31 protein-coding genes are annotated in these 26,608 nt (G+C 51.2%); 18 read left to right on the top strand and 13 right to left on the bottom strand.

Annotation, left to right across the window (positions count from 1 at the left end; genetic code table 11):
• Positions 1-2: 2 nt before the first annotated feature.
• From OFAG_RS07840 to OFAG_RS13875, 17 genes are all read left to right on the top strand, one after another.
• Complete coding sequence (locus OFAG_RS07840; RefSeq protein ID WP_005876857.1) at positions 3-875, top strand: recombinase RecT; 873 nt, start codon at positions 3-5, stop codon at positions 873-875.
• A 157-nt stretch (positions 876-1,032) separates the two neighbouring features.
• Positions 1,033-1,545 (top strand): hypothetical protein, encoded by a 513-nt coding sequence (locus OFAG_RS07835; RefSeq protein ID WP_020995100.1) that lies wholly within the window; start codon positions 1,033-1,035, stop codon positions 1,543-1,545.
• Between the two features lie 364 nt (positions 1,546-1,909).
• The gene (locus OFAG_RS07830) at positions 1,910-2,251 is read left to right on the top strand and encodes a hypothetical protein (protein WP_005876859.1); all 342 of its coding nucleotides are present in this window, start codon (positions 1,910-1,912) and stop codon (positions 2,249-2,251) included.
• A 31-nt stretch (positions 2,252-2,282) separates the two neighbouring features.
• Entirely contained in the window at positions 2,283-3,131 is an 849-nt protein-coding gene (locus OFAG_RS07825; protein ID WP_005876861.1) for a DUF2303 family protein, read from the top strand.
• Positions 3,132-3,270: 139 nt separating this feature from the next.
• The gene (locus tag OFAG_RS07820) at positions 3,271-3,519 is read left to right on the top strand and encodes a hypothetical protein (RefSeq protein WP_020995099.1); all 249 of its coding nucleotides are present in this window, start codon (positions 3,271-3,273) and stop codon (positions 3,517-3,519) included.
• 25 nt (positions 3,520-3,544) lie between these two features.
• Positions 3,545-4,420 carry a DUF5131 family protein gene (locus tag OFAG_RS07815; RefSeq protein ID WP_005876863.1) on the top strand — a complete coding sequence of 292 codons (876 nt, stop codon included), beginning with the start codon at positions 3,545-3,547 and terminating at the stop codon, positions 4,418-4,420.
• Between the two features lie 214 nt (positions 4,421-4,634).
• Positions 4,635-4,850, top strand: coding sequence for a Lar family restriction alleviation protein (locus tag OFAG_RS14535; RefSeq protein WP_418003055.1), 216 nt, complete (start codon positions 4,635-4,637; stop codon positions 4,848-4,850).
• Complete coding sequence (locus OFAG_RS07810) at positions 4,823-5,302, top strand: hypothetical protein (RefSeq protein ID WP_231371684.1); 480 nt, start codon at positions 4,823-4,825, stop codon at positions 5,300-5,302. Before OFAG_RS14535 ends, OFAG_RS07810 begins: the two co-directional genes overlap by 28 nt.
• Positions 5,299-5,658 carry a hypothetical protein gene (locus OFAG_RS13885; protein ID WP_020995095.1) on the top strand — a complete coding sequence of 120 codons (360 nt, stop codon included), beginning with the start codon at positions 5,299-5,301 and terminating at the stop codon, positions 5,656-5,658. The genes OFAG_RS07810 and OFAG_RS13885 overlap by 4 nt, the downstream gene beginning before the upstream one ends.
• On the top strand, positions 5,645-6,244 hold the full coding sequence (locus OFAG_RS07805; protein ID WP_020995094.1) for a hypothetical protein: 600 nt from the start codon (positions 5,645-5,647) through the stop codon (positions 6,242-6,244). Before OFAG_RS13885 ends, OFAG_RS07805 begins: the two co-directional genes overlap by 14 nt.
• The gene (locus OFAG_RS07800) at positions 6,244-7,713 is read left to right on the top strand and encodes a DNA cytosine methyltransferase (protein ID WP_005876867.1); all 1,470 of its coding nucleotides are present in this window, start codon (positions 6,244-6,246) and stop codon (positions 7,711-7,713) included. The genes OFAG_RS07805 and OFAG_RS07800 overlap by 1 nt, the downstream gene beginning before the upstream one ends.
• Positions 7,710-8,561 (top strand): DNA adenine methylase, encoded by an 852-nt coding sequence (locus tag OFAG_RS07795; RefSeq protein WP_005876869.1) that lies wholly within the window; start codon positions 7,710-7,712, stop codon positions 8,559-8,561. Before OFAG_RS07800 ends, OFAG_RS07795 begins: the two co-directional genes overlap by 4 nt.
• Positions 8,492-10,129: a DUF4942 domain-containing protein gene (locus OFAG_RS07790; protein ID WP_005876871.1), complete on the top strand. Its 1,638-nt coding sequence runs from the start codon at positions 8,492-8,494 to the stop codon at positions 10,127-10,129. The genes OFAG_RS07795 and OFAG_RS07790 overlap by 70 nt, the downstream gene beginning before the upstream one ends.
• Before the next feature lie 10 nt (positions 10,130-10,139).
• A complete protein-coding gene (locus tag OFAG_RS07785; RefSeq protein WP_020995092.1) occupies positions 10,140-10,634 on the top strand; it encodes a hypothetical protein in 495 nt (164 codons plus the stop codon).
• Between the two features lie 1,865 nt (positions 10,635-12,499).
• Entirely contained in the window at positions 12,500-12,685 is a 186-nt protein-coding gene (locus OFAG_RS13880; RefSeq protein WP_147617657.1) for a hypothetical protein, read from the top strand.
• 199 nt (positions 12,686-12,884) lie between these two features.
• On the top strand, positions 12,885-13,478 hold the full coding sequence (locus OFAG_RS14165) for a 7(1) septoil knot domain-containing protein (protein ID WP_196806225.1): 594 nt from the start codon (positions 12,885-12,887) through the stop codon (positions 13,476-13,478).
• A gap of 440 nt (positions 13,479-13,918) precedes the next feature.
• Positions 13,919-14,086, top strand: a complete 168-nt coding sequence (locus tag OFAG_RS13875) for a hypothetical protein (RefSeq protein WP_005876877.1) — start codon at positions 13,919-13,921, stop codon at positions 14,084-14,086.
• Here the strand turns inward: OFAG_RS13875 and OFAG_RS07745 are convergent.
• The 13 genes from OFAG_RS07745 to OFAG_RS07675 all read right to left on the bottom strand — a co-directional run bounded on the left by OFAG_RS07745 (position 14,083) and on the right by OFAG_RS07675 (position 25,821).
• On the bottom strand, positions 14,083-14,625 hold the full coding sequence (locus tag OFAG_RS07745; RefSeq protein ID WP_005876878.1) for a DUF2569 family protein: 543 nt from the start codon (positions 14,623-14,625) through the stop codon (positions 14,083-14,085). The genes OFAG_RS13875 and OFAG_RS07745 overlap by 4 nt on opposite strands.
• Before the next feature lie 1,080 nt (positions 14,626-15,705).
• Complete coding sequence (locus OFAG_RS07730) at positions 15,706-16,359, bottom strand: hypothetical protein (protein ID WP_005876879.1); 654 nt, start codon at positions 16,357-16,359, stop codon at positions 15,706-15,708.
• Position 16,360: 1 nt separating this feature from the next.
• The gene (locus OFAG_RS07725) at positions 16,361-16,882 is read right to left on the bottom strand and encodes a DUF2569 family protein (RefSeq protein WP_005876880.1); all 522 of its coding nucleotides are present in this window, start codon (positions 16,880-16,882) and stop codon (positions 16,361-16,363) included.
• A 365-nt stretch (positions 16,883-17,247) separates the two neighbouring features.
• Complete coding sequence (locus OFAG_RS07715) at positions 17,248-18,333, bottom strand: SEL1-like repeat protein (protein ID WP_231371683.1); 1,086 nt, start codon at positions 18,331-18,333, stop codon at positions 17,248-17,250.
• A gap of 129 nt (positions 18,334-18,462) precedes the next feature.
• On the bottom strand, positions 18,463-18,981 hold the full coding sequence (locus OFAG_RS14355) for a hypothetical protein (RefSeq protein ID WP_020995086.1): 519 nt from the start codon (positions 18,979-18,981) through the stop codon (positions 18,463-18,465).
• A gap of 60 nt (positions 18,982-19,041) precedes the next feature.
• Positions 19,042-20,046: an SEL1-like repeat protein gene (locus OFAG_RS07705; protein ID WP_231371682.1), complete on the bottom strand. Its 1,005-nt coding sequence runs from the start codon at positions 20,044-20,046 to the stop codon at positions 19,042-19,044.
• Positions 20,047-20,411: 365 nt separating this feature from the next.
• Entirely contained in the window at positions 20,412-21,431 is a 1,020-nt protein-coding gene (locus OFAG_RS07700; RefSeq protein ID WP_020995085.1) for an SEL1-like repeat protein, read from the bottom strand.
• Positions 21,432-21,504: 73 nt separating this feature from the next.
• Positions 21,505-23,487 carry a hypothetical protein gene (locus tag OFAG_RS14350; protein WP_020995084.1) on the bottom strand — a complete coding sequence of 661 codons (1,983 nt, stop codon included), beginning with the start codon at positions 23,485-23,487 and terminating at the stop codon, positions 21,505-21,507.
• Positions 23,488-23,699: 212 nt separating this feature from the next.
• On the bottom strand, positions 23,700-24,179 hold the full coding sequence (locus OFAG_RS07690; RefSeq protein WP_005876887.1) for a lysis system i-spanin subunit Rz: 480 nt from the start codon (positions 24,177-24,179) through the stop codon (positions 23,700-23,702).
• Complete coding sequence (locus OFAG_RS13870) at positions 24,176-24,340, bottom strand: hypothetical protein (protein WP_020995083.1); 165 nt, start codon at positions 24,338-24,340, stop codon at positions 24,176-24,178. Before OFAG_RS13870 ends, OFAG_RS07690 begins: the two co-directional genes overlap by 4 nt.
• Entirely contained in the window at positions 24,337-24,807 is a 471-nt protein-coding gene (locus tag OFAG_RS07685) for a lysozyme (protein WP_020995082.1), read from the bottom strand. Before OFAG_RS07685 ends, OFAG_RS13870 begins: the two co-directional genes overlap by 4 nt.
• A gap of 1 nt (position 24,808) precedes the next feature.
• Positions 24,809-25,147 carry a hypothetical protein gene (locus tag OFAG_RS07680; protein ID WP_040721210.1) on the bottom strand — a complete coding sequence of 113 codons (339 nt, stop codon included), beginning with the start codon at positions 25,145-25,147 and terminating at the stop codon, positions 24,809-24,811.
• Between the two features lie 257 nt (positions 25,148-25,404).
• Positions 25,405-25,821 carry a hypothetical protein gene (locus OFAG_RS07675; RefSeq protein ID WP_040719976.1) on the bottom strand — a complete coding sequence of 139 codons (417 nt, stop codon included), beginning with the start codon at positions 25,819-25,821 and terminating at the stop codon, positions 25,405-25,407.
• A 374-nt stretch (positions 25,822-26,195) separates the two neighbouring features.
• On the opposite strand from OFAG_RS07675, the gene OFAG_RS13865 reads away from it, so the two are divergent.
• Positions 26,196-26,477: a hypothetical protein gene (locus tag OFAG_RS13865; protein ID WP_147617658.1), complete on the top strand. Its 282-nt coding sequence runs from the start codon at positions 26,196-26,198 to the stop codon at positions 26,475-26,477.
• Positions 26,478-26,608 lie beyond the last annotated feature (131 nt).

Genomic DNA, 26,608 nt, shown 5'->3' with positions numbered 1-26,608 from the left:
TCATGTCAAGCATTGGAAGAAATCTTGCTGAAACCAAGAAACAGGATGTTTCTCTTGCAGCGTTTGTAAATAATAAAGTCTCCAACATTCTCAACGGCACAAAACGCGATGCTTTTGTCACATCAGTTGTTTCCGCCGTAACGATAAATCCTAATTTGTCCGTTTGTTCCAGGGGAACCATCGTATCGGCGGCGTTACAAGGTGCCGCGCTTGATCTCTCACCTTCCCCTGTGCTCGGCCATTTTTACATTGTTCCGTATAAGGATAAAGCGCAGTTCCAGCTCGGATATAAAGGATATATACAACTTGCGATCCGTTCTGGTCAGTATCGGCGTATCAACGTACTAGAAATCAGGGAAGGCGAACTGCTTGGGTGGAATCCGTTTGCCGAGAAAATTTCTGTTGAAATCATTGAAGATGACGAGAAGCGGGAAAAATTACCTGTCGTTGGATATTACGCCATGTTCGAACTGGTCAACGGGTTTGAAAAATCCGTGTACTGGTCCAAGAAAAAGATGGAACAGCACGCAGACAGGTATTCACCAGCATTCAGTCTCGAGTCTTTTAAAAAAATTCAGGAAGGCAAGATTCCGAAAAGCGAAATGTGGAAATACTCGTCATTCTGGTATGCGGATTTTGACCAGATGGCTTTCAAGACCCTGCTCCGCCACCTGATTTCCAAATGGGGCGTGATGTCTATCGATATGCAGTCGGCCATTGAAAAAGACATGACGATTATCGATGAAAACGGAATTCCGCAATACGAGGATAACGATCTGATTGATCTCCCTGATGGATCGGTATCTGATGTTGAAAAAGATCCGGCGCCTAAAGAAGAACCTGAACCATCCCCGAAAGATTCATTTTTTGAGTAAGCCGAGCAATTACTCTTCCCCTTCCCAGTAGTCGTGGAGGGGTTACCAAAAAAAACGGCTACGGCGTGAGGGTAATACTGACCACGCATATAGATTGTATTGATAAGCCGGTTTCCATGTTCCGGATAAAAACATGGATAACCAACAGGAGAAATAAATGTCAGCACTATCTTACGCAACAATCGTTTCGGGACCGCGAGACATGTCAGCCGTTTTTAATAAATCGAGTCAAATGGACAGGGCATTGGGCATCCCATATATTGGTATTGCCAATGTGTTTATGGCCGCCATTTCGCTGCTGATCCACAGGGAAATGTTTGACACACCACGTGGAGTAGTAATTACCGGAAAATACGCCTACGCAGTAGCAAAACACACCGCCGATAAATTTGGTATGCCGTTTGCCTCTGTAGAAGATTCATCTGATGCCGCTATCCATTACTCAGAAAATCTTGACGTACCTTGTAACGAATACATTCAGGTAAAGCTCGGCGTTCGTCAAAACCCTGATATCGAATACTTTTATCGCTTTTTTGATCGAGTATGTGAAGAAGCACTAAACGAAGTCCTCTGTGGCGTAACTTCTCAATATCTTTTGAAAGTTGCCGAAGCAATTCAGGCTCCTCCGTCAGACAGTGATCCTGCTGTCTGTTGTGCTCAAGCATATTGATCTTGCTGCGACAAAAGCGGGCACCGCTCTCGCGCAAAAGAAAATAGCGGCACGATTTCCACGTTTACGGAGTCGAGAACAAACGATGGCCCGGTTTCCTTGTTTACAAACAAGGGCCTTTATGCAAGCCCGTCACAAGCGGGTTTGCACCAAGGCAAAGAGACCTTGGGTCTATCTGACCTCAGCTCAGAGGATGGCGGAGACCGCCCGTTCTTGCTTGCACTGCTGTCGCGAGCTTTTGCATGGCAAATCGGAAAGACGGTTGACGGCGGGACAGACCGCTCAGACACGAAAGCAGATTGAAACCAGTCTGTTTACATGTCTGAAGCAAAAGCGGATACCACTTTTTATGAAAGGAAACTGTATGTCTGCAAGACCAATAACCGATGTTTTACGCCAGATCGCTGGTGGCGAGTTTATCGACAAAGCCAGCGACATGATGGTCGAGCTTACGAAAGCCGTTGATGAGCAAGGTGGGCAAGGTTCTATTACCTTGAAGATCACGGTCAAGAGAGCCACGGCAAACGGGGCCATGACTGTAACAGGAAAAGCCACCTTATCCAAACCTGCAGAAGCCCCGATGGAAGCTTTGTTGTTCGTCACTCCGGAAGGCAATCTGGTACCGGATAACCCGAACCAGCAGAAGCTCAACCTTAAAACTGTTGACGTGTCAGCCGTTCCACTGAAAACGGCAAACGCTCAATAACCCCTCCACTCTCATCTAAAAGGATTTTTACATGGACGAAGAAAACAAGAACATCGCGGAAACGATTTTTGAGAATGCACCAAAGCCAATAACCCTATTTGAGGATAAGGAAAGCCAGTTCCGGAAAGTCGTTGTTCCGAATGGATGGGAAGTACAAGATTGTAATGACGAAAAATTACTCGCAAAACCGAGGCGCAAGAAGGCTGCCGTGGAATTAATCGACACTGATAGCTTTATCGGATACGTGAAACGCCACGGCTCATCGACCTCCTGCACGATCTGGGCAGACATCGATTATTCGGAGGGCAAGGCGAAATTTCGGTCGATCATCAACGACCACGGAGAAAAAGAGGATGAGCAGGCGTGGCGCGACCACGTTGCCCGCTATACGCCACAGTTTTCGCAGGAATATCGGTGTTGGATACGTAAAAACGGCTCTGTCATGTCTCAAGTCGATTTCGCAGAATTTATCGACAACAATCAAGCGGATATTGCCAGTCCGGAAGGCTATCCGTCCAGCGCGGAAATGCTCAATATGGCCCTCAATTTCGAGGCGAAGCAGGACTACCGTTTCAAATCGTCGGTTCGCCTGCAAAACGGTGGCGTCAATATGACATTCATCCAGGACGACGACAAAGGCACGATTGAGCAGATGAAGGTGTTCGACAAGTTTGCAATCGGCATCCCGGTTTATTTCGGAGGAGACGCCTATCAGATCAATGCACGCCTCCGCTATCGACACCGCGAAGGAAAGGTTGAGTTCTGGTACGAGCTTGTCCGTCCCGATCTGGTCATGAAAGCCGCGACGGATACGATTATCGAGCGAATCAAGGCCGAATGCGGTCAGCCGTTCTTCTTTGGAAATCCATTTGCAGCATAGCTCTCATGTTGGCGACCCAAGCAAACCCCGTGGGGAAATAACGGATGCATCGGATGGGTGTTCTCTTTCCGCTCGAACCCGACGTCAAGACAGAGACGCAATCTGTCACTGGCATTTAAAAAATTATAAGGAATAAGACATGGGAAGTTTTGAAAAAAGAGGATTTATTAAGCAATCCGGAATGCATGTATATCTTTTAACTGACCGATTAGATGAAATTCGGCTGGAATTGACAAGCAATCGGGAAGGAACTCAATTTTTGTTTACAAAAGAAGACGCGGATTTTATGAGGGGTTTTGGAAAGGCATTAATTGAGGCAGCAGATTACCTGAAAACTGTAAAAGCCCCCCAGGAAAAAAGGCTTGAAGAAATACTTGATGAAATATGACTGAAAACCGAAAACAAATCATGCCATGGCTAAAAAATCACATATCAACTGGACTGACGGAACATGGAACATCATTACCGGATGTACTCCCATATCTCCCGGTTGCGCAAACTGTTATGCAAGCCAGCTTGCCGGTACACGCCTGAAACATCATCCTTCCCGAGCAGGTCTGACGAAAGAAGTAAATGGACGCCATGTCTGGACTGGCGAAGTGCGGTTTAACCGAGAATGGCTGAGTCAACCACTACAGTGGGAAAAACCGCAGAAGATTTTTGTTTGTGCACATGGTGATCTGTTTCACGAAAACGTCTCTGATGAATGGTTGAACGATATATTTGAAGTGATGGCTTATGCTCAACAGCATACCTTTCAGATTCTGACAAAACGTCCGGACCGAATGTCAGGATATCTATCCGACTTGCCTATGATCTTGCCAAATGTCTGGATTGGCGTAACAGTCGAAAACCAGACAACGGCCGATGAAAGAATCCCCGTTTTACTCGATATACCCGCGGCAAAACGATTTTTGAGTATAGAGCCCCTGCTTGGCCCTGTAATTATTTCGTTGTGGAAACTTTCGGAAGGAATTGACTGGGTTATTTGCGGAGGCGAGAGTGGGCCAAACGCGAGACCGATGCATCCGGATTGGGTACGGTCTTTACGTGATCAGTGTGCCATTGCTGGCGTACCGTTTTTCTTTAAGCAATGGGGTGAATGGCTCCCAGCCGAAAGGGACGAATACGGAAATGTTGAGTTTTGCGACCAGAATACCATCCCGCACGATGGTTTTCTGAAATGCAGAACAACAAACCTTGACGATACATTTACGGCTTTCAGGTTTGGCAAAAAAGCTTCTGGCCGCATGCTGGACGGCAAAACATGGGACGGGGTACCGGAATGAACAATAACGACAAGTGCGTGTGTCCAGAATGCGGAGGTCTGCTCTACGCATGGGAAGAATTCGTACTAGAAGAGCGGGTGATGATCAGCAAAGCCGGTAAGCGAGGGAAGAAATTCCGAACAAAACCACAGCGATACACATGCGGAGATATGTGGGGACTCGGCTGCCGGAAATGTGGAGCAGTCTATAACGCAGTCAATGGAAACGATCCAGCATGGGAACGCATTTGCGAGAGAGTCTTTTTATAAGGAGGCGTATGGGAACCAAGACTGAATTGCTGCCATTCCCGTTTTGCGGAGAAAGAGCGCGCTTATACAGGATCACGCAATATATTTATAACGCTTATTGTCCACGTTGTGATGCCTCTTTTTCGGGTGGGAGTAAAGAGGACATGATTAAAAAATGGAACACAAGGACGGGAGATTTATGAGCCTGCCATATGAAAATGCCTCCAGCGGAACAGCAGCACTGGACGATATCCACAAAGTTCTCACGCGATTCGGCTGCGCCCGTTTTGGGACGATGACGGACAACGAAAAAGGAGAGCTACTCGTTCAGTTTACATATCGTGGCAAGGACGTGTCAGTTAAGGCGAGTTATCGTGGTTACGCAGCGGCTTGGCTGAAGGAACATCCATATAACCCATCTCGTCACCGTCGAACCAGAATTCAACACGAAGCGAGGGCAACAGATCAGGCAAAGATAAGCGTTTGTTCTGTTCTGCGGGACTGGATAAAAGGCCAGATCACTGCTATTGAAGTTGGAATTCTCTCTTTTGAGGGTGCATTTCTTGGACAAATTCTTCTTGGTGATGGACGCACTATCCTTGATCATGCATCGACAAATGGATTACTTGAACTTGATAAGCCGGAGGCCGTATGAGCAAAACGACTGAATTAAAACCGTGCCCGGTTTGCGAAGACTGTGGTGCATCGCTGCCGCCGAGTATTAACGAGGAGTATACCGCGGAAGAATGGCACACCCGTGCAGAGGTTTATATCACTCATCCCATCACCGGCGAACCGCTGGATAAATCCCAGTGCAAGCGGGTTATCACACAGATGTATGCGCGGATAAGCGAGCTCAAAGCAATTGGTGAGAAGGACAATCCGAAACCATTAAAAGACAGATGTTGCCCAACCTGTGGGAACGGTTTTCTTTCCTCTTATGGTATCCGGGACGAATGCTGTTCTAGGTGCGGTCAGCGGTTGGACTGGAGCAATAATGAACTTGAATAGAAAATTAGACAAATTACATGACCAGATCATGAATTTACCGTGTACAAGTCCTTGGAGAACCAGTGATAGTTTTGCTGATTACTGGTATCGCATTGGACACAAAGATGCACGACATACCGCCGCTACACTCGTTGCAGAAGCACAGTCCGATTTTCTTCCAGATCCCGAGTTCATGCAAAAAATAAAAGAAATCGGTGGACATGGTTACAGGGAGATAAACGGAAAACTCGCGCACATCAATGACGGAAGAGAAGATTGGGGTAATCCATCAAACAACTGTCCGGCCTGCAATGGCAGTGGCCACAAAGGTGACATGCGTGAAGGTTATGTACTGGTTCCACGATCGGCCATTGTTTCTGTTCTCACTGATGCTGAGCATCTGGCTAAAACTGGAAAAGACCTCAAGGACGCTCTCAATGATCTATGGAAGGCTGAACAATCCGAAGATGAAGAAAACTTGGATGGACTTAACGATACAGTCTCAGACTACTGGAAGGGCCTGAATTCAGCAGCTTACGACCTCAGAAAACGTGCGAGTAATCTACGTCTCTTGATCGAAGAAAAACCTCAACGGGAGATGAAATAATGCTGACACCGCAATATATTTTACCTCTTGATAACGAACTGATTGTGGACCTTTTTGCCGGCGGTGGCGGCGCTTCGACCGGTATTGAACAGGCCATTGGAAGACATGTCGATATCGCAATCAACCATGATCCCGAAGCGATTGCACTGCATGCTGCCAATCACCCGCAGACGAAACATTACTGTACTGATGTTTTCGAGATTGACCCTGTTTCCGCAACGAATAGCCAGCCTGTCGGGCTACTGTGGGCCAGTCCGGATTGTAAGCATTTCTCAAAAGCAAAAGGCGGCAAACCTGTCAGCAAGAAAATTCGGTCTCTGGCCTGGGTGGTGGTCAAATGGGCCAAACTGGTCCGGCCGCGAATTATCTGTTTGGAAAATGTCGAGGAGTTTCAGACATGGGGACCACTGGTCGATGGCAAGCCCGACCCAGCAAAAAAAGGAATGACATTCCGGCGCTGGATCGGCAGCCTGAAAAATCTGGGCTATGCCGTGGACTGGCGTGAATTACGGGCATGCGATTATGGCGCTCCCACTATCCGTAAACGCCTCTTTTTGATTGCGCGTTGCGATGGTATCCCGATTGTCTGGCCTGCTCCTACGCATGGTGATCCAAAGAAACTGGAGACGAAGACGAGGAAGCTGAAGCCGTGGCGCACGGCGGCTGAATGTATCGACTGGTCATTGCCCTGCCCGTCCATTTTCGAGCGCAAGAGGCCGCTTAAAGAGGCAACATTAAGGCGGATTGCAAAGGGAATCATGCGCTATGTCGTCAACTCGGCTGATCCGTATATTGTCGAATGCAACCATACCGCTTCCTGGTACGACGCTTTCAGGGGACAGGACATCAACAAGCCTCTCAAGACGATCACATCACATCATGGTTATGCGATCGTTGTCCCGAAAATCGAAAGGTTCGACAAGTCTTCCCTAGTATCCGCATTCATCGCCAAACATTACGGCGGCGTGGTCGGTCACGATGTCAGAAAGCCGCTTGGTACGGTAACTACTGCAGATCATCATTCACTTGTCACGGCACACATCGTGACTCTGAGAGAGGAAAGTGTCGCCCGTGCTGCGGACGATCCTATGCGAACGGTGACTGCCGGCGGACGGCATGCCGGCCTTGTGGCTGCATTGCTCGTCAAGTATTACGGCAATGAGAAAGACGGAGTGGATATCCGGGAACCAATGCATACCATTCCGACGAAAGACCGTTTTGGACTGGTAACGGTAAAGATACAGGGCGAAACGCATGTCATTACCGATATCGGCATGCGGATGCTCCAGCCTCACGAACTGTTCAAAGCTCAAGGATTTCCGGCCAATTACATTTTTGACCGAATCAATGACAGACCTGTATCGAAAACCGTCCAGACGAGACTTTGTGGCAATTCTGTTTGCCCACCTATTGCGGCTGCGATCATCCGTGCCAATTTCGTCGATCAAGAAATAGAGGTTGCGGCATGACTATCAGGCATCCTGCTCTTCGTTATCACGGCGGGAAATACCGTCTTGCACCCTGGATTATTGGGTTCTTCCCTACGCATGAGTGTTACGTGGAACCGTTCGGAGGTGCTGCCGGTGTTCTGCTTCGAAAACCACGCTCTTACGCCGAGGTTTATAACGATCTGGACGGTGATATTGTCAATTTTTTCTCTGTTCTCAGAGATCCTATCGCACGAAAAAAATTGATTGAGTCGCTCGTTCTGACCCCCTACTGCCGTGACGAGTTTTATCTGGCTTTTGAAGAAACTGATGAACCGCTGGAAAGGGCCAGAAAAACAATTATTAGGGCGCAAATGGGCTTTGGCTCCGCGGGGGCAACAAAGGGGATAACCGGTTTCCGCATCGATTCCAAACGCGCCTACGCCACAGCTCAACATCTCTGGGAAGCCTACCCCGATGCTATCAGATCAGTTGGTGAACGGTTTTCCGGTGTTTTGATTGAAAACCGTCCTGCTGTCCGCGTCATGCTGCAGCACGATACACCGACAACCTTGCATTACGTTGATCCGCCTTATGTCCACGAAACAAGAGACAAGAGTGCATCTGCTCGCAATTATTACAAACACGAAATGACGGATGAAGAACACGTCAAATTGCTGGATACGCTGAAAGCACTTTCCGGGTTTGTCGTGTTGTCAGGCTACGAAAACGAGATATACAACGATCATCTCACTGGGTGGACGCAATATCAGACTATTGCCCGCATTTCGGCTCATCGCGGTACAGGAATGCGTAAAGAATGCCTCTGGATCAATCCTGCCTGCCAAATCGCACTGGAAAAAAAATCACAAAAGAGATTGTTTGCATGAAAGCCCTTATTAAAAAACTGAAAGAAAACGATCAGGATTTCGAGCTTTATCCAACAACCCGAGAAATGCTCGACAAAATATATCAGCATATGTCACTAATGCGCTATTCCAGGACTTTTAAAGTCCTTGATATTGGATGTGGCACTTGTAATTTCAAGAAATATTTCGATGAGTACAACAGTAAAGAAACCAGCGATTACAGAAAAGCCTGGATTGACTATTACGTCATCGAAAAAAGCAAAATATTGATTGATCGCCTTCCGGCAGATGCCATTATTGTCGGAACAGATTTTCATGAATGCATGTTGATTGACAAGGATATTGATATTGTTTTTTGCAATCCGCCCTATTCCGAATATGTAGCCTGGACAAAACGTATTATTTTCGAAACCTCTGCGCATCATATTTACCTTGTTATTCCGGAACGTTGGAAAGAAAACGAGGAAATTCAGGCTCTACTGGAAACCGTTGGTGGCAAGGTAGATATTCTTGGTAATTTCGATTTTTTTGACGCCGAACGTGTTGCCCGCGCCAAAGTTAATGTCCTCTATATAAGTAAACAGACCTCATCAGATAAGGCTTTTGATGCCTGGTTTGATCAGATGTTTCCGATAAAGGCGGATGCGGAAGAAGAAAATTCGGAAGAACTTTTAAAAAATCAGCTTATTGCCGGAAAAGACAAGGCACAAATACTCGTCAATGCCTACGAGCATGAGCAAAAGATCCTTTCCAATCATTTTAAGGCTATTTCTTCTCTGTCCGCCGACATACTAAAAAGTATTGGTATTACCAAGGATGCTGTAAAAAAGAGTTTGAAATCTCGTTTGAAAGGTTTGAAAACCAAGTATTGGCAATTGGTATTTGATAACCTTGACGCCATTACATCGCGCCTGACATACGATACTCGGAACAAAATGATGTCTCGGTTTTCTGGTCTGACATCGGCCGATTTTACGGTAAGCAATATTTATTCTCTGGTAATTTGGGTCATCAAGAATGCCAATACGTATTACGATGCACAACTCACTGATTTTTACAAAAGCCTATCGACACGCGATAACGTTACACCCTATAAATCTAATCAGCGTGTATTCAAAGGTTCTGGGTGGCGATACAACCGTGACGATTTGACGCACTATACCCTTGATTACCGCATTGTATGCAGCACTTCCTATTTCTATCGACAGTACTCGTACTACACCAGAGACAATATTAAGAGTGGAATTGATGATATTTGCACGATTGCGACCAACCTGGGTTTTCATGTCGTAGATTGCGAATACGCATTAGATACCGGAGAAAAAGGTGTCGTCTATCTCACGGATTATGTACCCCTTTTGGAATATCGCTATTACAAGAATGGCAATATGCACATCAAGATGAACCAGGAATTTGCCAAGGCACTCAATGTCGAGGCGGCCCGGCTTCTCGGCTGGATTAAATCGGCAGAGGATATTCAGAAAGAATTTCCTGAAAATCTTGCAAAAGATGCAGAAAAGTATTTTCGTGGAAACTGCAATTTCGCTTTATCCAGCAAAAATCTCCCTTTGATTGGTTATGGTAATTAAGGAGGAAACCGTGTCTAGACAAAATAAACGCAGAAATAAAACATATCGTCCACGGGATCCCGGTTGCGTGAAGCTGAAAACACTCCCTTGGGTAATCGATTCTGTCTTTTCACCACTGTACAGCATCATTGATCAGCTCGAAGAAGATGGAACCATTTACGTCGCCAATGATGATGTCCCGTTATTTTTGAACCGGAAAGACGGACGATTTTACGAAACTGTCTCTGCAGTAACTGGATTTATTGAGGGATACGAAATTCATGAACGCCGTACCGGACGCAACCTTCACATGGATCCATTGCGGCATCTTGTTGCTCTCATCAAAAATGGAGAAATGATCACCCCATCTGATACAAGACATGCTCGTGAAGCGCTGGATCGCATACGGACCGAAACAATGGGGATGACCTGGAATTATGCAGATGAGATGTTACGCGATTTCCGGATTAAAGAAGAATTATCCGGGATTCATCGCTATGTAACAGCTGAAGGAGAAATTCAATGAAGTGAAGGTCAGCGAAAAAACGGTAAAGGTTGTGTTACAAGGTCGCCTGGTCTGGAATGCCGTTGAATAATGACCAAAGCCTGGGATATTTCACGCAAATGTCGTGCAGGAGACAGCGATGCAAACAGAATTTATGCTACTTGCGATATATAACAAACCAAGGCTGAATTTTAAAGAAGTGTGCCATGCACTGGGAATAAAAGAAAACACCGCATATACACAAAGATCTCTGGGCGTTTTTCCAGTTCCAATGGCTGGGAACCCTTTAAGCGCCGACATCAGGGATGTCGCCGCGACTCTGGATGATATGAGACAATCATCGAAGTGATTTGATATCTACCTTACCGTCCGCCCCGTTTTTGACGGGGCATTTTTTTACTTCATTATTTAACTGGACAGACGAAATCCGATGAAAATTAGTATTTTTCGTGCATCAAATTTGCATCAAGTCGTCTTGCAACCCGCATGAATACTATCTGTTCTGTCCAGTCGAGCATCGGGGCAACGGAAAGCGTTCTTTTGGGCAAGGTCATGAGCGGTGAATGCGTGTGAATGCAGAAATCGTCTGCCAGTTGCTGAAACGGCTAACAGCACATCCCGCAAGCCGGCAAAGTGCGAAGCTTAACAGATTTCAGCCGGGAAACAAGGGCTGTGGAGTTGTGCACGAATCCTGTGGAAAACCCGGTGCATAAATCCGGAGCGGCCCAGCATTCACGCGTCACGGATGAGGTCTGCCTGTTTTTTCGGCAAAACGGGTTCCGGCGATGGCACGGTTTTTCCCGGATGGGTTTTCGCGCGGCTTGCCCTTGCGGGCGAACGGGAAAACGACTTTCTGTCAGCAGGTTTCCGGCAAACGGCGGCCGGAGAAAGGCCGATGGACGGTAGGATACTGCCCGTTTTCCCGGTATGAAAACCCTTTCATAAAACGGTTTTATGTATTGATTTTAAAGAGTTTATTTCGGTAAAAATCGGTTTTCCGTTTGCCCCCTGTCTTGCCGTGCCGCCCTATCATCCCTGCCGTTTTATTTTTCGGCGGCCTGTCTACAGGGGCCTGAAAAGCCTGCGCTTTGGGTGACTTTAAAAAGATGACGCAAAACGCCCAAAGGATTAATATGGAAACGCCGCTTTCAACAGGGCGAAAAAACGGGCCTTATGCGCTCTTCAAAATAAGGAAATACGGGAAAACCGGGATGTTGTGCTTTTTTTATCATGTGTTCTGTTTCCTCTTCCGTCGCCATGACGGCAGGCCGCGATGCGCGATCAGCCGCGAAGAACTGGAAAAGAGGCAGAATGAAAGCGGTAACGAGATTTACTGGTTGTGATCTTTCCGCCGCCGATTCCTGTCCGGCCGTTCCGCTTCCTTTAGCCGGGCCGGCAATGCCGCCGGTTTCCGGGGGCGGCGAGGCAGGCGGGCATACCGGCGTATTTTCTTCGAGTCGCTTTTTCCGGATGGTTTTACTGACGCCGGCAGGGTCTGCGCTGAAAAAGGATGTCGGAAAAGGAAGATATTTTTGCCGGCTTTGCCGGGTTCCGGCGTTTTTCTCACCGGCTTGCGACACGCCGGCTGCGCTGTTTCAGGCTTTTCCCGTGGCAATTTCCCATTTGCCGCCAGCGATGCGCTGGCGGTGCGGTTAAGGGCAGGCCGCGTCGGGAAACAGGTTTTTTCAGCGGGAATCCGGACGAACTTTTCCTGTCCGGCCAGACCGGGGCAAGCGGTTCGGGACAAGCGGTTTCTTTTCTGTCCGGTGGGGCAAGGCCCGTCTCTTTCTTCTGTGCGGTTTCCGCCGGGCCGGCCTGTTTTTCCGGCATTGCGCTTGCGTTTTTGCAAGGGAGCGCAACAAGGGACGTGTCGGCCGGCCGGTTTTTTGCCTGCCATTGCTGGCGACAAGACAGGTATCGGGGCAAGCCGGGGGCGATGCCGGTATTGGCGCTTGCAGCCGGAACAGCCGGGTCTTTCCGGCAGCGCGGCGATCCGTTTCGCCATCGCCTGCCGCGTAACCGGCCAGCGGGGAGCCAAAGGGGCTTTTCAGGGCGGGGCAAAGCCGGGTTGACCCGTTTCTTTCCGCTTTCCGTCTTCCGTTTTCCGCGGAAAGGTGACGTTTCCCCGTTTTCCCCGGCTGGCGGCGCGCACTCCGGCAAAAGCGTGCGTTCGGCGTTTTGCTGTCAGCGGGACTGCCCGAAAAAGGGCAAAACCACCGGAACCGGCAATTTGCGTAGCCATGTGACAGTCCGGTTTGCCGCGGCGGCAACGTGTGTCCCGGAGCCGGCCAGTCCGGGGAAAAACGGGATGCCGACACGGAATTTCCGGGACGGCAGAAAGGCGGCAACGGATCAGGCGCTTTCGTCCCGCTGTCGCCGGACAAGGCGCCCTGCCCTGTTTTTCACGCGGAAACGGCAACAGCCGGATACCAAAGCCGGAACAAAGGCTTGTTTTTCCGGTCGAAGCTGTTGCACAATTCCCTTGTCGCCATTTGGCTTTCCGGCTTTGCGCCGGCTGTTTTCAGCGGAGTGATGATGTTTTTCCGGCAAGCGGTACGGTCTTTTTTGGCAGGCGTCCTGCTGGTATCGCCAGCGGTTTGCGCCAGCGCGGGCCATGTCGGCGCGGATTGCACCTTGAAGGGCAAGGCGCTTTACGGGCGGGTACAGGTGGTCGATGTGTTCCCGGATTTCCGGGTTCAGGTGGTGAATGCGTTTCCCGATCTCCGGGTACAGCGGGTCGATGTGTTCCCGGACCGTTGCGGCCGCTGGCAGTTCGTCGATACGTTTCCCGACTTCCGGATCCGGTTTGTCGATACGTTTCCCGATCTCCGCATTCAGTATGTGGATGTTTTTCCCGGGCATTGAGCGGTTTTTTCCGCCGGATGAAAACCGTTTTTCTGGCAGCGTCAGGCACGCCCGCTTTCACGCATACAGTCGATCCGATACCCTTTCTGGCGGTGTCATGGCGGTTTTCGGAGAATAGATGAACAATAAACGCGCTTTTTTGCTTCCGGGCCGAAAGGCGTCGGCGGCTGGCTGTTGCTGCTGATTGCCGTGCTGGCGGTTTATACGCCTGTCACGGGATTTCGCGAGCTGTATTACAATTTCATCGTTTCCGCACAGGTTTTGCCGGTTCCGGAATCGAATGCGGCCCGGGTACGGTACCGGACGGCGGTCTGGATCGTTTTCGGGGTGGTGTGCCTGTTCTGTTTCGCCGCGGGCCATGCCTTGCGGCGGATTCACAAGCCGGCGACGGTTCAGTTCACTGTCGGCTCCTATGGCTGGCCGGGCCTTTCGTTCCGGTCATGTATGCCGCGACAGCCGCCGCGGTTTTTCTTTCCGGTTTTTCGCAAACCATCAAGCCGTTTTATCCCGCCATAGCCGCCACCGCGGCGCAAAGCGCGATATGGACGGGTTATCTTCCCAAATCGGTTCGCGTCAAAAACACGTATTATCCCGAAAAAAGAATCTAGTGGGCGGCCAGCGGACTGGCCGCTTCCCGGACATAGGTGTTCCGGACTCTTTTCGATCTCAGCAGGTAGGCTGTCCAGATGCCGGCAAACAGAAGCGATCTGATCAGGCTTCCGATGATTTCTCCTCCCGCTTCAGCTGCCATGGAACCGAAATTCATGTAGATGTATAAAGCGACGAAAACGGTGGCCAGCGGCCCCATGATCCAGATGGCGACGATGGCTTGCCTGACGGATTTCCAGACGTGTTTTTTCCAGAGCATGTAACCGGCCGCAATGCCGATCGCCGAGCAGATCAGCACGAGCGCCCAGCTGAACCATTTGTAGTGGATGAAGACGGGAATTTGCAGAAGATAGGGGGTTTCCTGTTCGACTCTGCGCAGTTCCGCCGCCAGCATGCCGATATTGGCCAGCGGGTTCAGAACAGACAGGACGATAATCAGGAAAATCAGCCACCCGCCGACGCCTTTGGGCGCATCCGGGAAGGGGTCGCCGCTTCTGTCGGGAGACGGGGAGATCGGTGTGTCGGTTTCCATATTCATTTGTCAGGCCCTCTTTTGTTGTCCCTCTGGATTCAGGGACATTTTTCAGTGACTTCCGTTCAATTGATTGTCCACTATACCCGTAAATTTGCACGACCCGTTGAGATTTGCCCAAATAAGCTGTCCGGAAAGCGGCTGCGCGAATCCGGCGCGGCCTTTTCCGGACACGAAGGGAAGCTGAAAGCCTAGCCGGCCATGCTCACCGAAAGCGGCTGCACCTGTGCATGGCCACCTGCGGCAAGTGGCGGGCCCTTTTCCGTGCGCCGGCCGGATTTTGCCTTTTTGCGGGAGTGATATGGTACATAAGAATTCTCCGTTGAAAAAGGCTACCGTCCCGCTTCCCTAACCCCTAAAAAGCCGGCGAACCGGGCAATGCCTGCCCCAAAGGTTCTTTACGGTCGTCTGGAACCCGTCCGGAAAGAAAAGGCGTTCCGCCGTGATGGACGCGGATAAACCGCTCTCTCATGATCGGGAAGCCGGCCCGGCCGCCAGTCCTGTTTTTCGGGAGCGGACTTTCTTTTTTCACCACAAGTCCCTGCCGTTTCCTTACGGAAAAAAGAGGCCGGTTCTTTGCTGCCGGGGTTTTTACGGGAACCGGTATTCCCGCCACGTTCCGGTTTCTTCGGACGAGACTTAACAGAACCGTCCATAAAAGCGATCTGAAAACATGGCGCCCGGATTGTCGCTGAAGCCGGATTGAAACGAACCCGCGCAAACCCGTATGAACCAGTCCGCCCCTTCAAAAAACAATCCCGTGATCCCTGTGGAGACGATTGCCCATCCGGCCGATTTCCAGAGAGTTTTTTCCTGATTGACACGCGGCTGTCACGCCGGTTGCCGGAAAAGCCGGCAGGACGGCCCGGCCCGATCCGGGGTTCGGGGTGAGCGGGATGACCGAGCAGCGCCGGATCGTTTTTTCCATACCGTAAAGACTGGACGCAGGCAGGATGATGGGGCCGGCGGAGTCGGCGTCGCAAAAAGGGAAACCGGAAAGGCCAGCCACTCTCCACTATGCCTTTGGGGGCATCCGGAAAAGGAGCGGCGCGCCTGTGTCCGTCATGGTTTTGCCGGTTGTGCCCTTCATTTTCCGTCTTTTCCCCCGTATTCGGGATTTCCGGGGATGTTTCCGGTGTATGGCAATTGGCCGGCTGCGCTTTCGCCGCCAAAGGTCTGTCTGACCCGTTGCGACTTGCCCAGATAGATTGTCCATCCAATCGCCCAGACAAGGGATTGTGCCATCGGAAGCAGCAGGTAACCGAAGAGCATGTACATTATTGGCACGATGGATTCCGGCCCCCTGTAAAAGCCTGAGGGGTTAAACAAAAAGAAGAAATCCAGTATATGCCTCACCAACACGTATAAAGGCCCTGTCAGCCAGAGCGCCCACTTCGCAAACCGCACGGATGACCATTTTCTTTTTTTCCAGAGACAGAGTCCGGCCAGAAAACTGATCAGCGAGGAAAGGATCACGACACTCCAGCCAAGCGAACGGTAAAGGGCAAACGAGTCGGGGAGCGCCAATCCGAACGGCAGGTTTTCATACCTGTGGAGCTGGCTGGCAAAGTACAGGATATCGAATGCCGGGCTGCCGATCATAAAGACGAAGACCAGCAGTCTTGTCCATCCGGGAAGCGGCATGGCCGCAGCCGGCGCGTCACTGGCATTGCCCGGGTGTTCTGAAGCGTGTTTTGCCACTGGCTTGTCCGGTGAAGCGTTTGGCCTTGTCTCGCTCATATCAGAATTCATCATAAGAGTAGGTGTTTTTGACGCGTTTTGAATAGCGCAAATAGAGTGTCCAGACCAGCGGAGCGACCAGCGAAACCAGCAGGCCATGCCATTCCAGTACAATGGCGCTCAAGGCCATCAACGGATTTCCCAGACAAAGCCAGACGAGCGCCACGGCAATGTAGGAACCGGGCCAGATGACCCACAGGACGGCCATGGCGTATCTGACCGATACGGGACGATGCAGTTTCCACAGAAGGAGGCCGGCCGACACCGAAAGGAGCGAACTCACGACGAATACCGCCCATATGATTTGCCGGTAACGGTTCCAGACGACGTTATGCAAAAGTGAAGGGTCTGCCTGAAGCTCCAGGGTGAAAATGACTGACTGGGCCGCGCCTTCCAGTACCGGCCTGACGACAACGAGAATGACGATCAGTACGGCCAGCCACCCTCCCACTCCCGTCCGGGCCAGCCGGCTTCCGGTGGAGGGCGGTTTCGTGTCAGGCGATACGGTTTCGGGAGGCGGCATGGCTGTTCAGGATAAGTCCGGTTTAGGGATGTATTGTAACTTGAAGTTGTCGATACAGTTAAATCGTATAGACTGTTTCAAGTATAGTGTTTTAAACTGGCAACATACGGCAGGGAAACCGGAGGAAAAACGCGTTTTCCGGCACACGCCCCGGAAAGGGAGCGGTGAACGGATAACGGGCTTGAAAGAAGCGCTGTCTGGCTTCTCCTTGCTTCATGAAAACGACGATACGTCTGAAAACGGAAAGCCGGGGCTGTTTGGCCTGCCGGGGACGAAATGTCCCAAAAGGTGTTCTTCAGGAAATGTCCTGACCGGCAAAAAAGGAGTTGCCGGACAGCCCCGGTTCGGGCCATACGTGGAAGAAATCAGTCATACGGCGTAAACAAAGGACGGATGGCTTTGAAGAGATGCAACGACCAGTCCTGATGGCCGTGTTCCAGACAGTTGATGGCGGGCTCCACACCAGCGTTTGCCGCCCTTTTGTACAGTTCCATGGCCCTTTCTTCGTTTTGCGGCCGCCCGAAGCCGTATTCTTCCATGACGCCCAGCCAGTACCAGCCGTCGGCACGGCCGTTTTCGGCGGCCAGTGTGAACAGGGAATAGGCTTTGGCGTTGTCAACCGGGTAGCGACCGCTGCCGAAAAGATGGATCAGGCCAAGGCCCAACGGGGCGTTTTTCCTGTCACCGTGGTCGATGGCCATGCTGTACCATTTATAAGCCTCGTCCCAGCTTTCAAGGTCGCCGGCGTCTTCGGGGTAATAAAGGCTGCCGAGATTGGCCATGGATCGGGCGTAGCCTTGGGCGGCCGCTTTTTTGTACCATTTGATGGCTTCATCGCGATTGGCCGGAACGCCTTCGCCTTTTTGATAGACAACGCCCATAGCATGTTGCGCCTCATCATATCCTTTTTCAGCTGATTTTCGATACCAGTAAAGTGCTTTAGCATAGTCTCGTTGGATTCCTTTGCCCTGTGTATACAATACAGCAAGCGCGTTTTGGGCACGAATATTTCCTCGATCCGCTGCCAGACTAAACAATTCAAACGCTTTCACGTAATCCTTTTTAACGCCTTGACCGTCACGATACATCATTCCCAGATTGAATTGGGCCGCTGTTGTTCCCTGTGCTGCAGACTGAGAATACAATTCAAAAGCTTTTTTAAGGTCTTTTTCAACTCCAAAACCATTATCGTACATAACAGCCAGGTTGTTTTGTGCTTTTCGATTTCCCTGTTCTACACTTTTGGTATACCAATAGACAGCCTGCCTATTATCCTGTTGAACACCTTCCCCTTTTCTATACATTTTCCCTAAATAATACTGGGCTTCTGCATCACCGGTTTTGGCTTCCTTTTTGATTATCTGGAAGGCTTCGCTGAATTTTTTTTGATCGTATAATTCGATTCCTTTTTCAAGGTTGCCTGCCAATGCTACCGATGTGGCAATAAACAAAAGAAAATTTACGACAACTAAATGTTTTTTTCCCAACAAGCGCATGAACCCGTTCCTTTTATTAACCTTTCTTAATTTTACCGGCAAAGAACGGATGCACCTACTAAAATACAGGTGCATCTTTCTTATTTATTGTGTTTCTTCATCCTTTCTGTTTATAGCTTCTTGCGCATTTATTGATTCCAACGCTCCCCCGACTGCTTCCTTCGCCATAAAAGCGCCCTGCGTGATGATGAATTGCTGGAGATGGCTTAAAACTGCCCCTTCCGCGCCCGTTCCGGTCACTGACCTGAACGCGTTGCCCATGGTGAAGGTCGCCAAGGACAGCATGCCCGACTGCACCCCCGCCTGCCGCGCTTTGGCTTCGATGTAGAGTTCCCTCGCCTGCGATTGGGGCAACCGGCTCTCCTGACGGTATTTCAGCCATTCTCCGTCCCAGTCAAGCTTCTCCGGATTCCGACCGTACTGGCGCCTGATGGCGTAGTAGGCGTGGGAGTAGGCTGTCTTGACGGCTTGTACGCCTTTGACGAAGAGTTCGCCTCTTTGTAAGAGCCCGATTCCCTGTGCCGCTTTCCCCACCAGTTTCATGCCGAATACGGCCGGCAGCAGTTTCTCGAAGAAGTCTCCTGTCAGTTTGTCCGGACGCATCCAGGCCGCTTCGGTCGGGTTCCGAAGAAACCAACCGACACGATTTGGGGAGTTCAGAAATCAGTAGTATGGCGTGGCAAACAAAGGGCGGATGGCTTTGAAGAGATGTAACGACCAGTCCTGATGGCCGTGTTCCAGACGGTTGATGGCGGGTTCCACGCCAGCGTTTGCCGCCTTTTTGTAGAGTTCCATGGCCCTTTCTTCATCTTGCAGTCGCCCGAAGCCGTATTCTTCCATGACGCCCAGCCAGTACCAGCCGTCAGCACGGCCGTTTTCGGCAGCCAGCGTGAACAGGGAATAGGCTTTGGCGTTGTCAACCGGGTAGCGACCGCTGCCGAAAAGATGGATCAGGCCAAGGCCCAACGGGGCGTTTTTCCTGTCGCCGTGGTCGATGGCCATGCTGTACCATTTATAAGCCTCGTCCCAGCTTTCAAGGTCGCCGGCGTCTTCCGGATAGTACAGGCTGCCGAGATTGGCCATGGCCGGTGCATAGCCTTGGGCGGCCGCTTTTTTGTACCATCGGATGGCTTCGTCCCGGTTGGCCGGGACGCCTTCGCCTTGTCGATAGACAAGGCCCAATGCAAACATGGCTTTTGCATAGCCCTGTTCGGCCGCTTTTTTATACCAGTACAAAGCCTTGGCATAGCCCTGCTTTATTCCATTCCCTTCAGTGTATGACAACGCAACGTTGAACTGAGCTTCCTTGTCCCCCTGTAGGGCTGCTTTATAAAACCATTCAAACGCTTTTTGATTATCTTTTTTAACGCCCTTTCCTTTAAAATACATGAGAGCCAGATTGAACTGTGCCGCCGGTAATCCTTTTTCTGCGGATTCAAGATACAATTTATACGCTTTCTCAGGATTTTCCTTAACTCCCTTTCCCTGCAAATACATATAAGCGAGGTTATAGGTGGCTTTAAGATGGCCCTGATCTGCACTTTTTTTATACCAGTACATCGCCTGCTCTAAATTCTGCTTTATACCGTGCCCTTTACTGTACATTCTGCCCAGATTGAACTGGGCTTCCGCATCGCCGGATACCGCGCCTTTTTTAATTAACGGCAAGGCTTCATTATATTTCCCCTGTTCATATAGTTGGTTTCCTTTTTCAATATCGGAAGCTATTGCCTTTCCCAGTATGCCAAATATGAAAATAAGAAGAAGAATAACCGCACTGTTTTTCCTCATTAACATGTATTGCCTTTATTTCAGTTTGTCCAGAACGATTGTGCCTGTAAAAACCTTTTTTCTCAACTTTAAAAATCGGACTTGTGATATTCAGTATATTTTCTCTCACTGTATTCTTTCAACGCTCCACCAACCGCTTCCCTAAACATAAAAGCGCCCTGCGTGATGGTGAATTGCTGGAGATGGCTTAAAACTGCCCCTTCCGATCCTGTTCCGGTATAAGATTGGCAAAGTTCAAGGAGTCAGTAATACGGCGTAAACAAAGGGCGGATGGCTTTGAAGAGATGCAACGACCAGTCCTGATGGCCGTGTTCCAGACGGTTGATGGCGGGCTCCACACCAGCGTTTGCCGCCTTTTTGTAGAGTTCCATGGCCCTTTCTTCATCTTGCGGTCGCCCGAAGCCGTATTCTTCCATGACGCCCAGCCAGTACCAGCCGTCAGCACGGCCGTTTTCGGCGGCCAGTGTGAACAGGGAATAGGCTTTGGCGTTGTCAACCGGGTAGCGACCGCTGCCGAAAAGATGGATCAGGCCAAGACCCAACGGGGCGTTTTTCCTGTCACCGTGGTCGATGGCCATGCTGTACCATTTATAAGCCTCGTCCCAGCTTTCAAGGTCGCCGGCGTCTTCGGGGTAATAAAGGCTACCGAGATTGGCCATGGATCGGGCGTAGCCTTGGGCAGCCGCTTTTTTGTACCATCGGATGGCTTCGTCCCGGTTGGCCGGGACGCCCTCGCCGTTTTGATAGGCAACCCCTAGAGCATGAAAAGCCTTAGTATAGTTTTGTTCAGCAGATTTTTTGTACCAGAATAATGCTTTTTTATAATCTTGATCAATTCCTTTTCCCTTACTATACATCAGACCTAAATTGAATTGAGCAGCACTCAGTCCTTGATTAGCAGACAAGGAATAAAGTATAAAAGCTTTTTTTATACTTTTATTTACTCCTTCACCATTCGAGTACATATAAGCCAGATTATTTTGAGCTTTAGGGTTACCCTGTTCTGCACTTTTTTCATACCAATAAAGAGCCTTTTGAGGCATTTTATTAACGCCTTCTCCAAAATCATACATTTTCGCCAATATAAATTGAGCTTCAGCGTTTCCTGATTTCGCCTCTTTCTCGATAAGCGGAAGTGCTTCTTTAAATTCTTTGTTTTTATAAAGTTTTATTCCCTTTTCTATATTTTCTGATTTTACAAAAACAGGAAAATACAACAGAGAGAACAAAAAAATAAAAAACAATTTCTTTAAAAAAGACATAAGCAACCCCAGAAATATTTTCTCTAATCAGTCAAAAACTCGCGTACTCATTCCTAGTACTCACTTTTCCATCTCATTCTACTTTACTTTCATCTTCATCAGAACTGTTATATATAGTCCATATTGCCCCCTGAACCGCTTCCTTCGCCATGAAAGCGCCCTGCGTGATGATGAATTGCTGGAGATGGCTTAAAACTGCCCCTTCCGATCCTGTTCCGGTTACTGACCTGAACGCATTGCCCATGGTGAAGGTCGCCAAGGACAGCATGCCCGACTGCACCCCCGCCTGCCGCGCTTTGGCTTCGATGTAGAGTTCCCTTGCCTGCGATTGGGGCAAACGGCTCTCCTGACGGTATTTCAGCCATTCTCCGTCCCAGTCAAGCCTCTCCGGATTCCGACCGTACTGGCGCCTGATGGCGTAGTAGGCGTGGGAGTAGGCTGTCTTGACGGCTTGTACGCCTTTGACGAAGAGTTCGCCTCTTTGTAAAAGCCCGATTCCCTGTGCCGCTTTCCCCGCCAGTTTCATGCCGAATACTGCCGGCAGCAGTTTCTCGAAGAAGTCTCCCGTCAGTTTGTCCGGACGCATCCAGGCCGCTTCGGTCGGGTTCAGGGTAAGCCATTTGAGCCGGTTGTAGTCGTCTGTCCGGATGGCGCGGTAGGCCTCTTTGGCGTCTTCTGCCCAGTTGACGGTGTTGTCTTTGACGCGGTTGCTGAAATGCACCATGTTTTCCAGTTCGTGCGCAAAGCCGGCGGTGTCGTTGCCGTGGGCCAGGTACATTTGCTGGTAATGGAACATGGCGATTTCGATGGGCGGCGCGGACGACATGACGGTCAGGGCGGTTTCGACGGTGTTGCGGGTGAAGTTCAACGCGCCCATGTGGACGCTGGCCACGAAGTTTCTGACGGTTTCGCCATAGGCCGTGTCGTCCAGGTCCCGCATGGTTTTGGCGGTCTGTTCGGCCACGGCAAGTGTCGGGGCTGTCCCGGTCTTCAGGTAGTCCCGGATTTGCCCGGTGGCTTCGTCCAGGGAAAAGCGCCCCTCTCCAATCCGGTCGAATCCGACGGTGCCTTCGTAAAAGGCCGGGTTGATCCGGTCAAGGAAGGTATAAGCCTGTTTTTTCGCCATGTTCGGATCGAATCGCCAGCCGTCGTACAGGTCGCGGATGCTATTGAAAAGCCAGTTAAAGGTTTCCCTTTCTTCCTTGCCGTACCGGGTCAGCGGTTCGGGGTCGAAGCGGGCTTGCCGCCAGCCGGCGATGCCCTGCGCGATGTCGGCACTGGTCTGGAAGAAGGGGTTCAGCGCGGCTTTTGCTTTCCGTGTAAATTGCTCGCTTTCGATTCGGCTCAGGATGGCGCCCGGTGTGGCGGCCGGTTCGCCCGGTTGCTGACCGGCTTCCGCTTGCGCTTTTTCGGGCAGGGCCGCTTTTCCCGCACCGGAGACGGCGCCGGATGTTGGCGGAACGGTTCCGTTTGTCTTGTAAAGGCCGATCAAGGGTTCGGCCGTCTTGTACGGTGTGGCGTCTGCGCTGTCGTCTCCGGCTGTTTTTCCGTTTTCCCTGATGGACTGGCCTGTTTCCGGCAGGGCCGCTTGCGGCGCAGGTTGGCTGTCTGCACCGGTAACGGTCATGCCGAACGCCTGGGCGCGACGTTCCCCTTTTCCGGGGTCCAGACGGGGCGCCGGTTTTTCCACCTCCGGCGTGTCGCGCTTTTCCGGGCCGGAAAAGTCGAAGGCGGACAGGTCGATTTCACCGGGCTGTTGCCCGCTCCGGGCGTTTGGGGAAGGCCATTTCATGGCGGCTTCTTTGTCGTTGTGGATTTCCGGGGTCAGCCCGGCTGCCGCGGAGGCAGACGGTACCGCCGGGGAAGGCTTGCGCGCGGGCAAGGCGCCGCCCTCTCCTCCGCCCGTGTTCTCCATCAGGTCTGTCAGGTTTCGTGCAACGTTTTTTGTCCAGTCCGTTATGGCGGAACGGATAGACGGCAGAGCCGCTTTTTTCGTGGAGGTCCTGTTTTCTTCGGGCTGGCTGTAGGCTGCGCCGAACGGATTGTTTTCGGTCATTTCTTCTCCTTTTTTGTTTTGGCCGACTCCGGCACGGCCCGATTCCTGCCGGTCAGGCCATTCCGTTTTTTTCTGAGTCCGGCTTTTTCCATGAAAAAACCCCGCTTCCAGAGGAAGGGGGCCGGGGTTTATTTTTCCTTTCCCGCCAATTGCGCTGCTTTTCAAAGAGGACGCGGTTCCAGCGGGTCAAGGCGAGTGGTGCGGGTGGAAAATCAGGACGGGTTGCCGCATATTTTCGCGACGGCATGATACTGGTCGATGCAGTGGTTCAGGTCCCGTATTGCGGTATCTCCTTCTCTTCCCACAGCCAGAATGCGTTCAACAGTTTCCGGGTCAAGTTCGGCTCGCGCTTTTCGATCAGCATCGGCGGCACATCCACCGGCGGGCACTCCGCCACTTGCACGGGTTGGGACTGACACCCGTAGAGCACCGCGACGGATACGATCAAGCAAAATAGCATGTTCTCGTTTGGCATGGTCGTTTTCCTTCTTTATTCTCGCTTGCAAGCGACCGACGGTTTCCTGCAAGTTCCGGTTATCGTTCATGGCTTTTTTCAGCCGTTCGGTTTCCTGTTGCGCCTGTGAGGCATTCATGCGTTCCGTTTCCGTTTCCCATCGGAGATGGCAAAGCCGGTATCCGGAAAAAAATCCTGCGATCAGGGCAATGAGGGTGGCGATGACGGTTCCTCTCATTTCAGCTCCGGAAACGCCCGGCGGGTTTCATATGCCGCCCGTTTGTCGGGGTTGACGCGCTTCGGAAAGCCGTGGCGATCCGAAAGGCGCGTCCGGTCTTCGGCTTGCCGGCGTATTTCCTGCGGAAGGTTTTTGACCGCTTTTTCCGGGGTTTTGTTCATGTTTTTTCTCCTTTGCACAGGCGATATTCCTTTTCCCTGCGTTTTGTCAGTCCGGCCAGCACTTTGCCGCCCGCTTTATTCCAGCGTCTGATTTCTTCGCACGCCCCGGCATAGTCTTTGGCATTCAGTTTTTTCACCAGCGTGGAACGGCAGAAGTTGCCCGCCCCGATGTTGTAGGCCAGACTGACGTAAGCATCGAATTCATGCTGATGGAGCGGGACATGGATGCATGGGCGAATCGCATCGGCATGCCGGTTGGCGCTGGATAAAAGCGTCACCAGCGCCCGCTCCGGCGTGGTTCGGTCTCCCATTTTGACGCCGGCGGTTTCTCCATAGCCTATGGTGGGTATGCCGACGGCGTCTTTGTACGCTTTATCCCGGTAGCCTTCGTGGAGGGCGATGGAAACGAGTACGGTCGCGCTGATGCCCAGTGCGCCGATGCCGAGACGGAGGTTTTTTCCTGCCATGTCAGCCTCCCTTGTGCGGCCAGTTGATGATGGCGTACCAGAGGGCATAGAGGGCGGACGAGAGGCTCCCGACCCAGATCAGGAGTTTTCCGAACCATTTGGCGGTTTTGAGCGTTCCGTCGCCGGCCCGGAAGATATCGACCAGGGTGGCAGTGTTTTTTTCGATTCGCGCAAGCCGCTCGTCCTGCATTTTGTTCGCTTCTTTCAAGGCAATCACCTCGTCTTTCAGTATGGAAATGTGTACGTCGTGCGCGTTCATGCGCTTTGCGCCGCTTTGCAGTTTTTCGGATAAAACCGCTCGCAGCGCTTCCGGTTCTTCCGGCAATTCGTATCCGCTCATAACAAGCTCCTGTCTCTGGCGGGAAAAGCTTTTCCGCCAGCGGGGACAGCGAAAAGAAACCCTTTTCCCGAATGTTCGTTTTGAAAAATAAAGCATTAAAAAAGCCCGCCATGCGGGCTTTTCGTGTGAAACGGCAGGGTGTTCCCCCAAGGGAAAGACCGTTTGCCGCTTCAGGATGGCCGTCCCTTTTCAGTACGGTACGGCGATTTCGACGGTCCATAACCGGACGCCTTCCCCGCTCATACCGGCGGCCGGTCTCAAAGCCGGCGTCCGATCAGGCTTCCGGACAGGGCTGAAAACGTCCGGCGTCCGGCTATCGTCCGGACGACAAGTTCGTCCGGCGCCATGCCGTGCCCTTCCGGCGCAGGCAGAAAGGGCGTCTCTTCGGCAATGCGGCCTGCCCGGTATGTTTTTTCCTTTTCCGTTTGCCGGCTGAAGGCCGGTTTTTTTGTTTTCCGGCACAGGCTGACGGCGTGGTTCAGGAAGCGGTCGCCTGTCCCGCCGATTTCAGAAAGTCCGGCAGTCCGGCTTTGTCCGTCGCCGGTTCCGGCCTTCGGGCAAGGCGACGATTTCCTGGCATGCTCTCCTGTTGTCGAGCATGGCCTTGCGCGCGTTGCGTGACAGGGCGGCATTGGGGCAGCCAGTCCGGTACCGGCTCCTGTCTGTCCGGTCACGGTTTTCCGGGTCGCCGGTGTGTCGGGACGACGGGAACGGTCTGCGGGGTGAAACAGGCCAGACCGTTTTCCCTGTCCGGCGCGTGAAACAGCCGTATCCTTATTGGCAGGGGGCTTGTCCGGCCAGCCATGAAAAAAGACCCCGCAGGGGTTTTCCCGCGAGGTCTTCCAGGTCTGTTCGACGGTTCCGGAGGCAAGCCGCTCATGAAAAAAACGGTTCGCAAACGGTTTCCGGCCGTCTTGGGGTGGTTTCCGTTTTTAATGAGAAAGAAGGCAGGGAAGCTATTTGGGTGCAATCATTCCCTGCCTTCAATCCATTAAAAACCGGTTTGCCGCGCCTGAAGGCCAAAACAGGACGTTATCCGGAAACCGGTATGTTTCAACATCCGGCTCCGGGTTTTCCGCTCTGCCTTGTCAGGCCGGTTTCACCGATGCGGGAATTTTACATTCAGTTCCCCCCCTCGCCAATAGCATGGCGTGAAAATCTTTTTACTGTGCAACATCGCGTTTTTCCTGACGGCAACAAGCCCTTGCCCGCTTTTTTCCGCTTGCCCGACTCCGGCTCTCAGGCCGATACGGTCTCCGGAACAGGCGCGCCAGTTCCCGAAACGGTTTCCGCCTTTTCTTTCAGGCGGCCGTTTCATCCGGTCTTTTAACCGTTTCTGACGGAACGCCTTTTCCGGTTTTCCGGAAAATCTGTATTGATATCTGTTGGATACATATTTGTTATCTTAAATGTTTCCCTTCCTGTGTTATCCCGGCCGGTTTCTTTCAGACGCGCCGTTTC

The sequence above is a fragment of the Oxalobacter paraformigenes genome, assembly GCF_000158475.2.
Classification (GTDB): domain Bacteria; phylum Pseudomonadota; class Gammaproteobacteria; order Burkholderiales; family Burkholderiaceae_D; genus Oxalobacter; species Oxalobacter paraformigenes.
The sequence above is the reverse complement of the archived record's forward strand: the minus strand, read 5'-3'. Positions and strand labels throughout refer to the sequence as shown.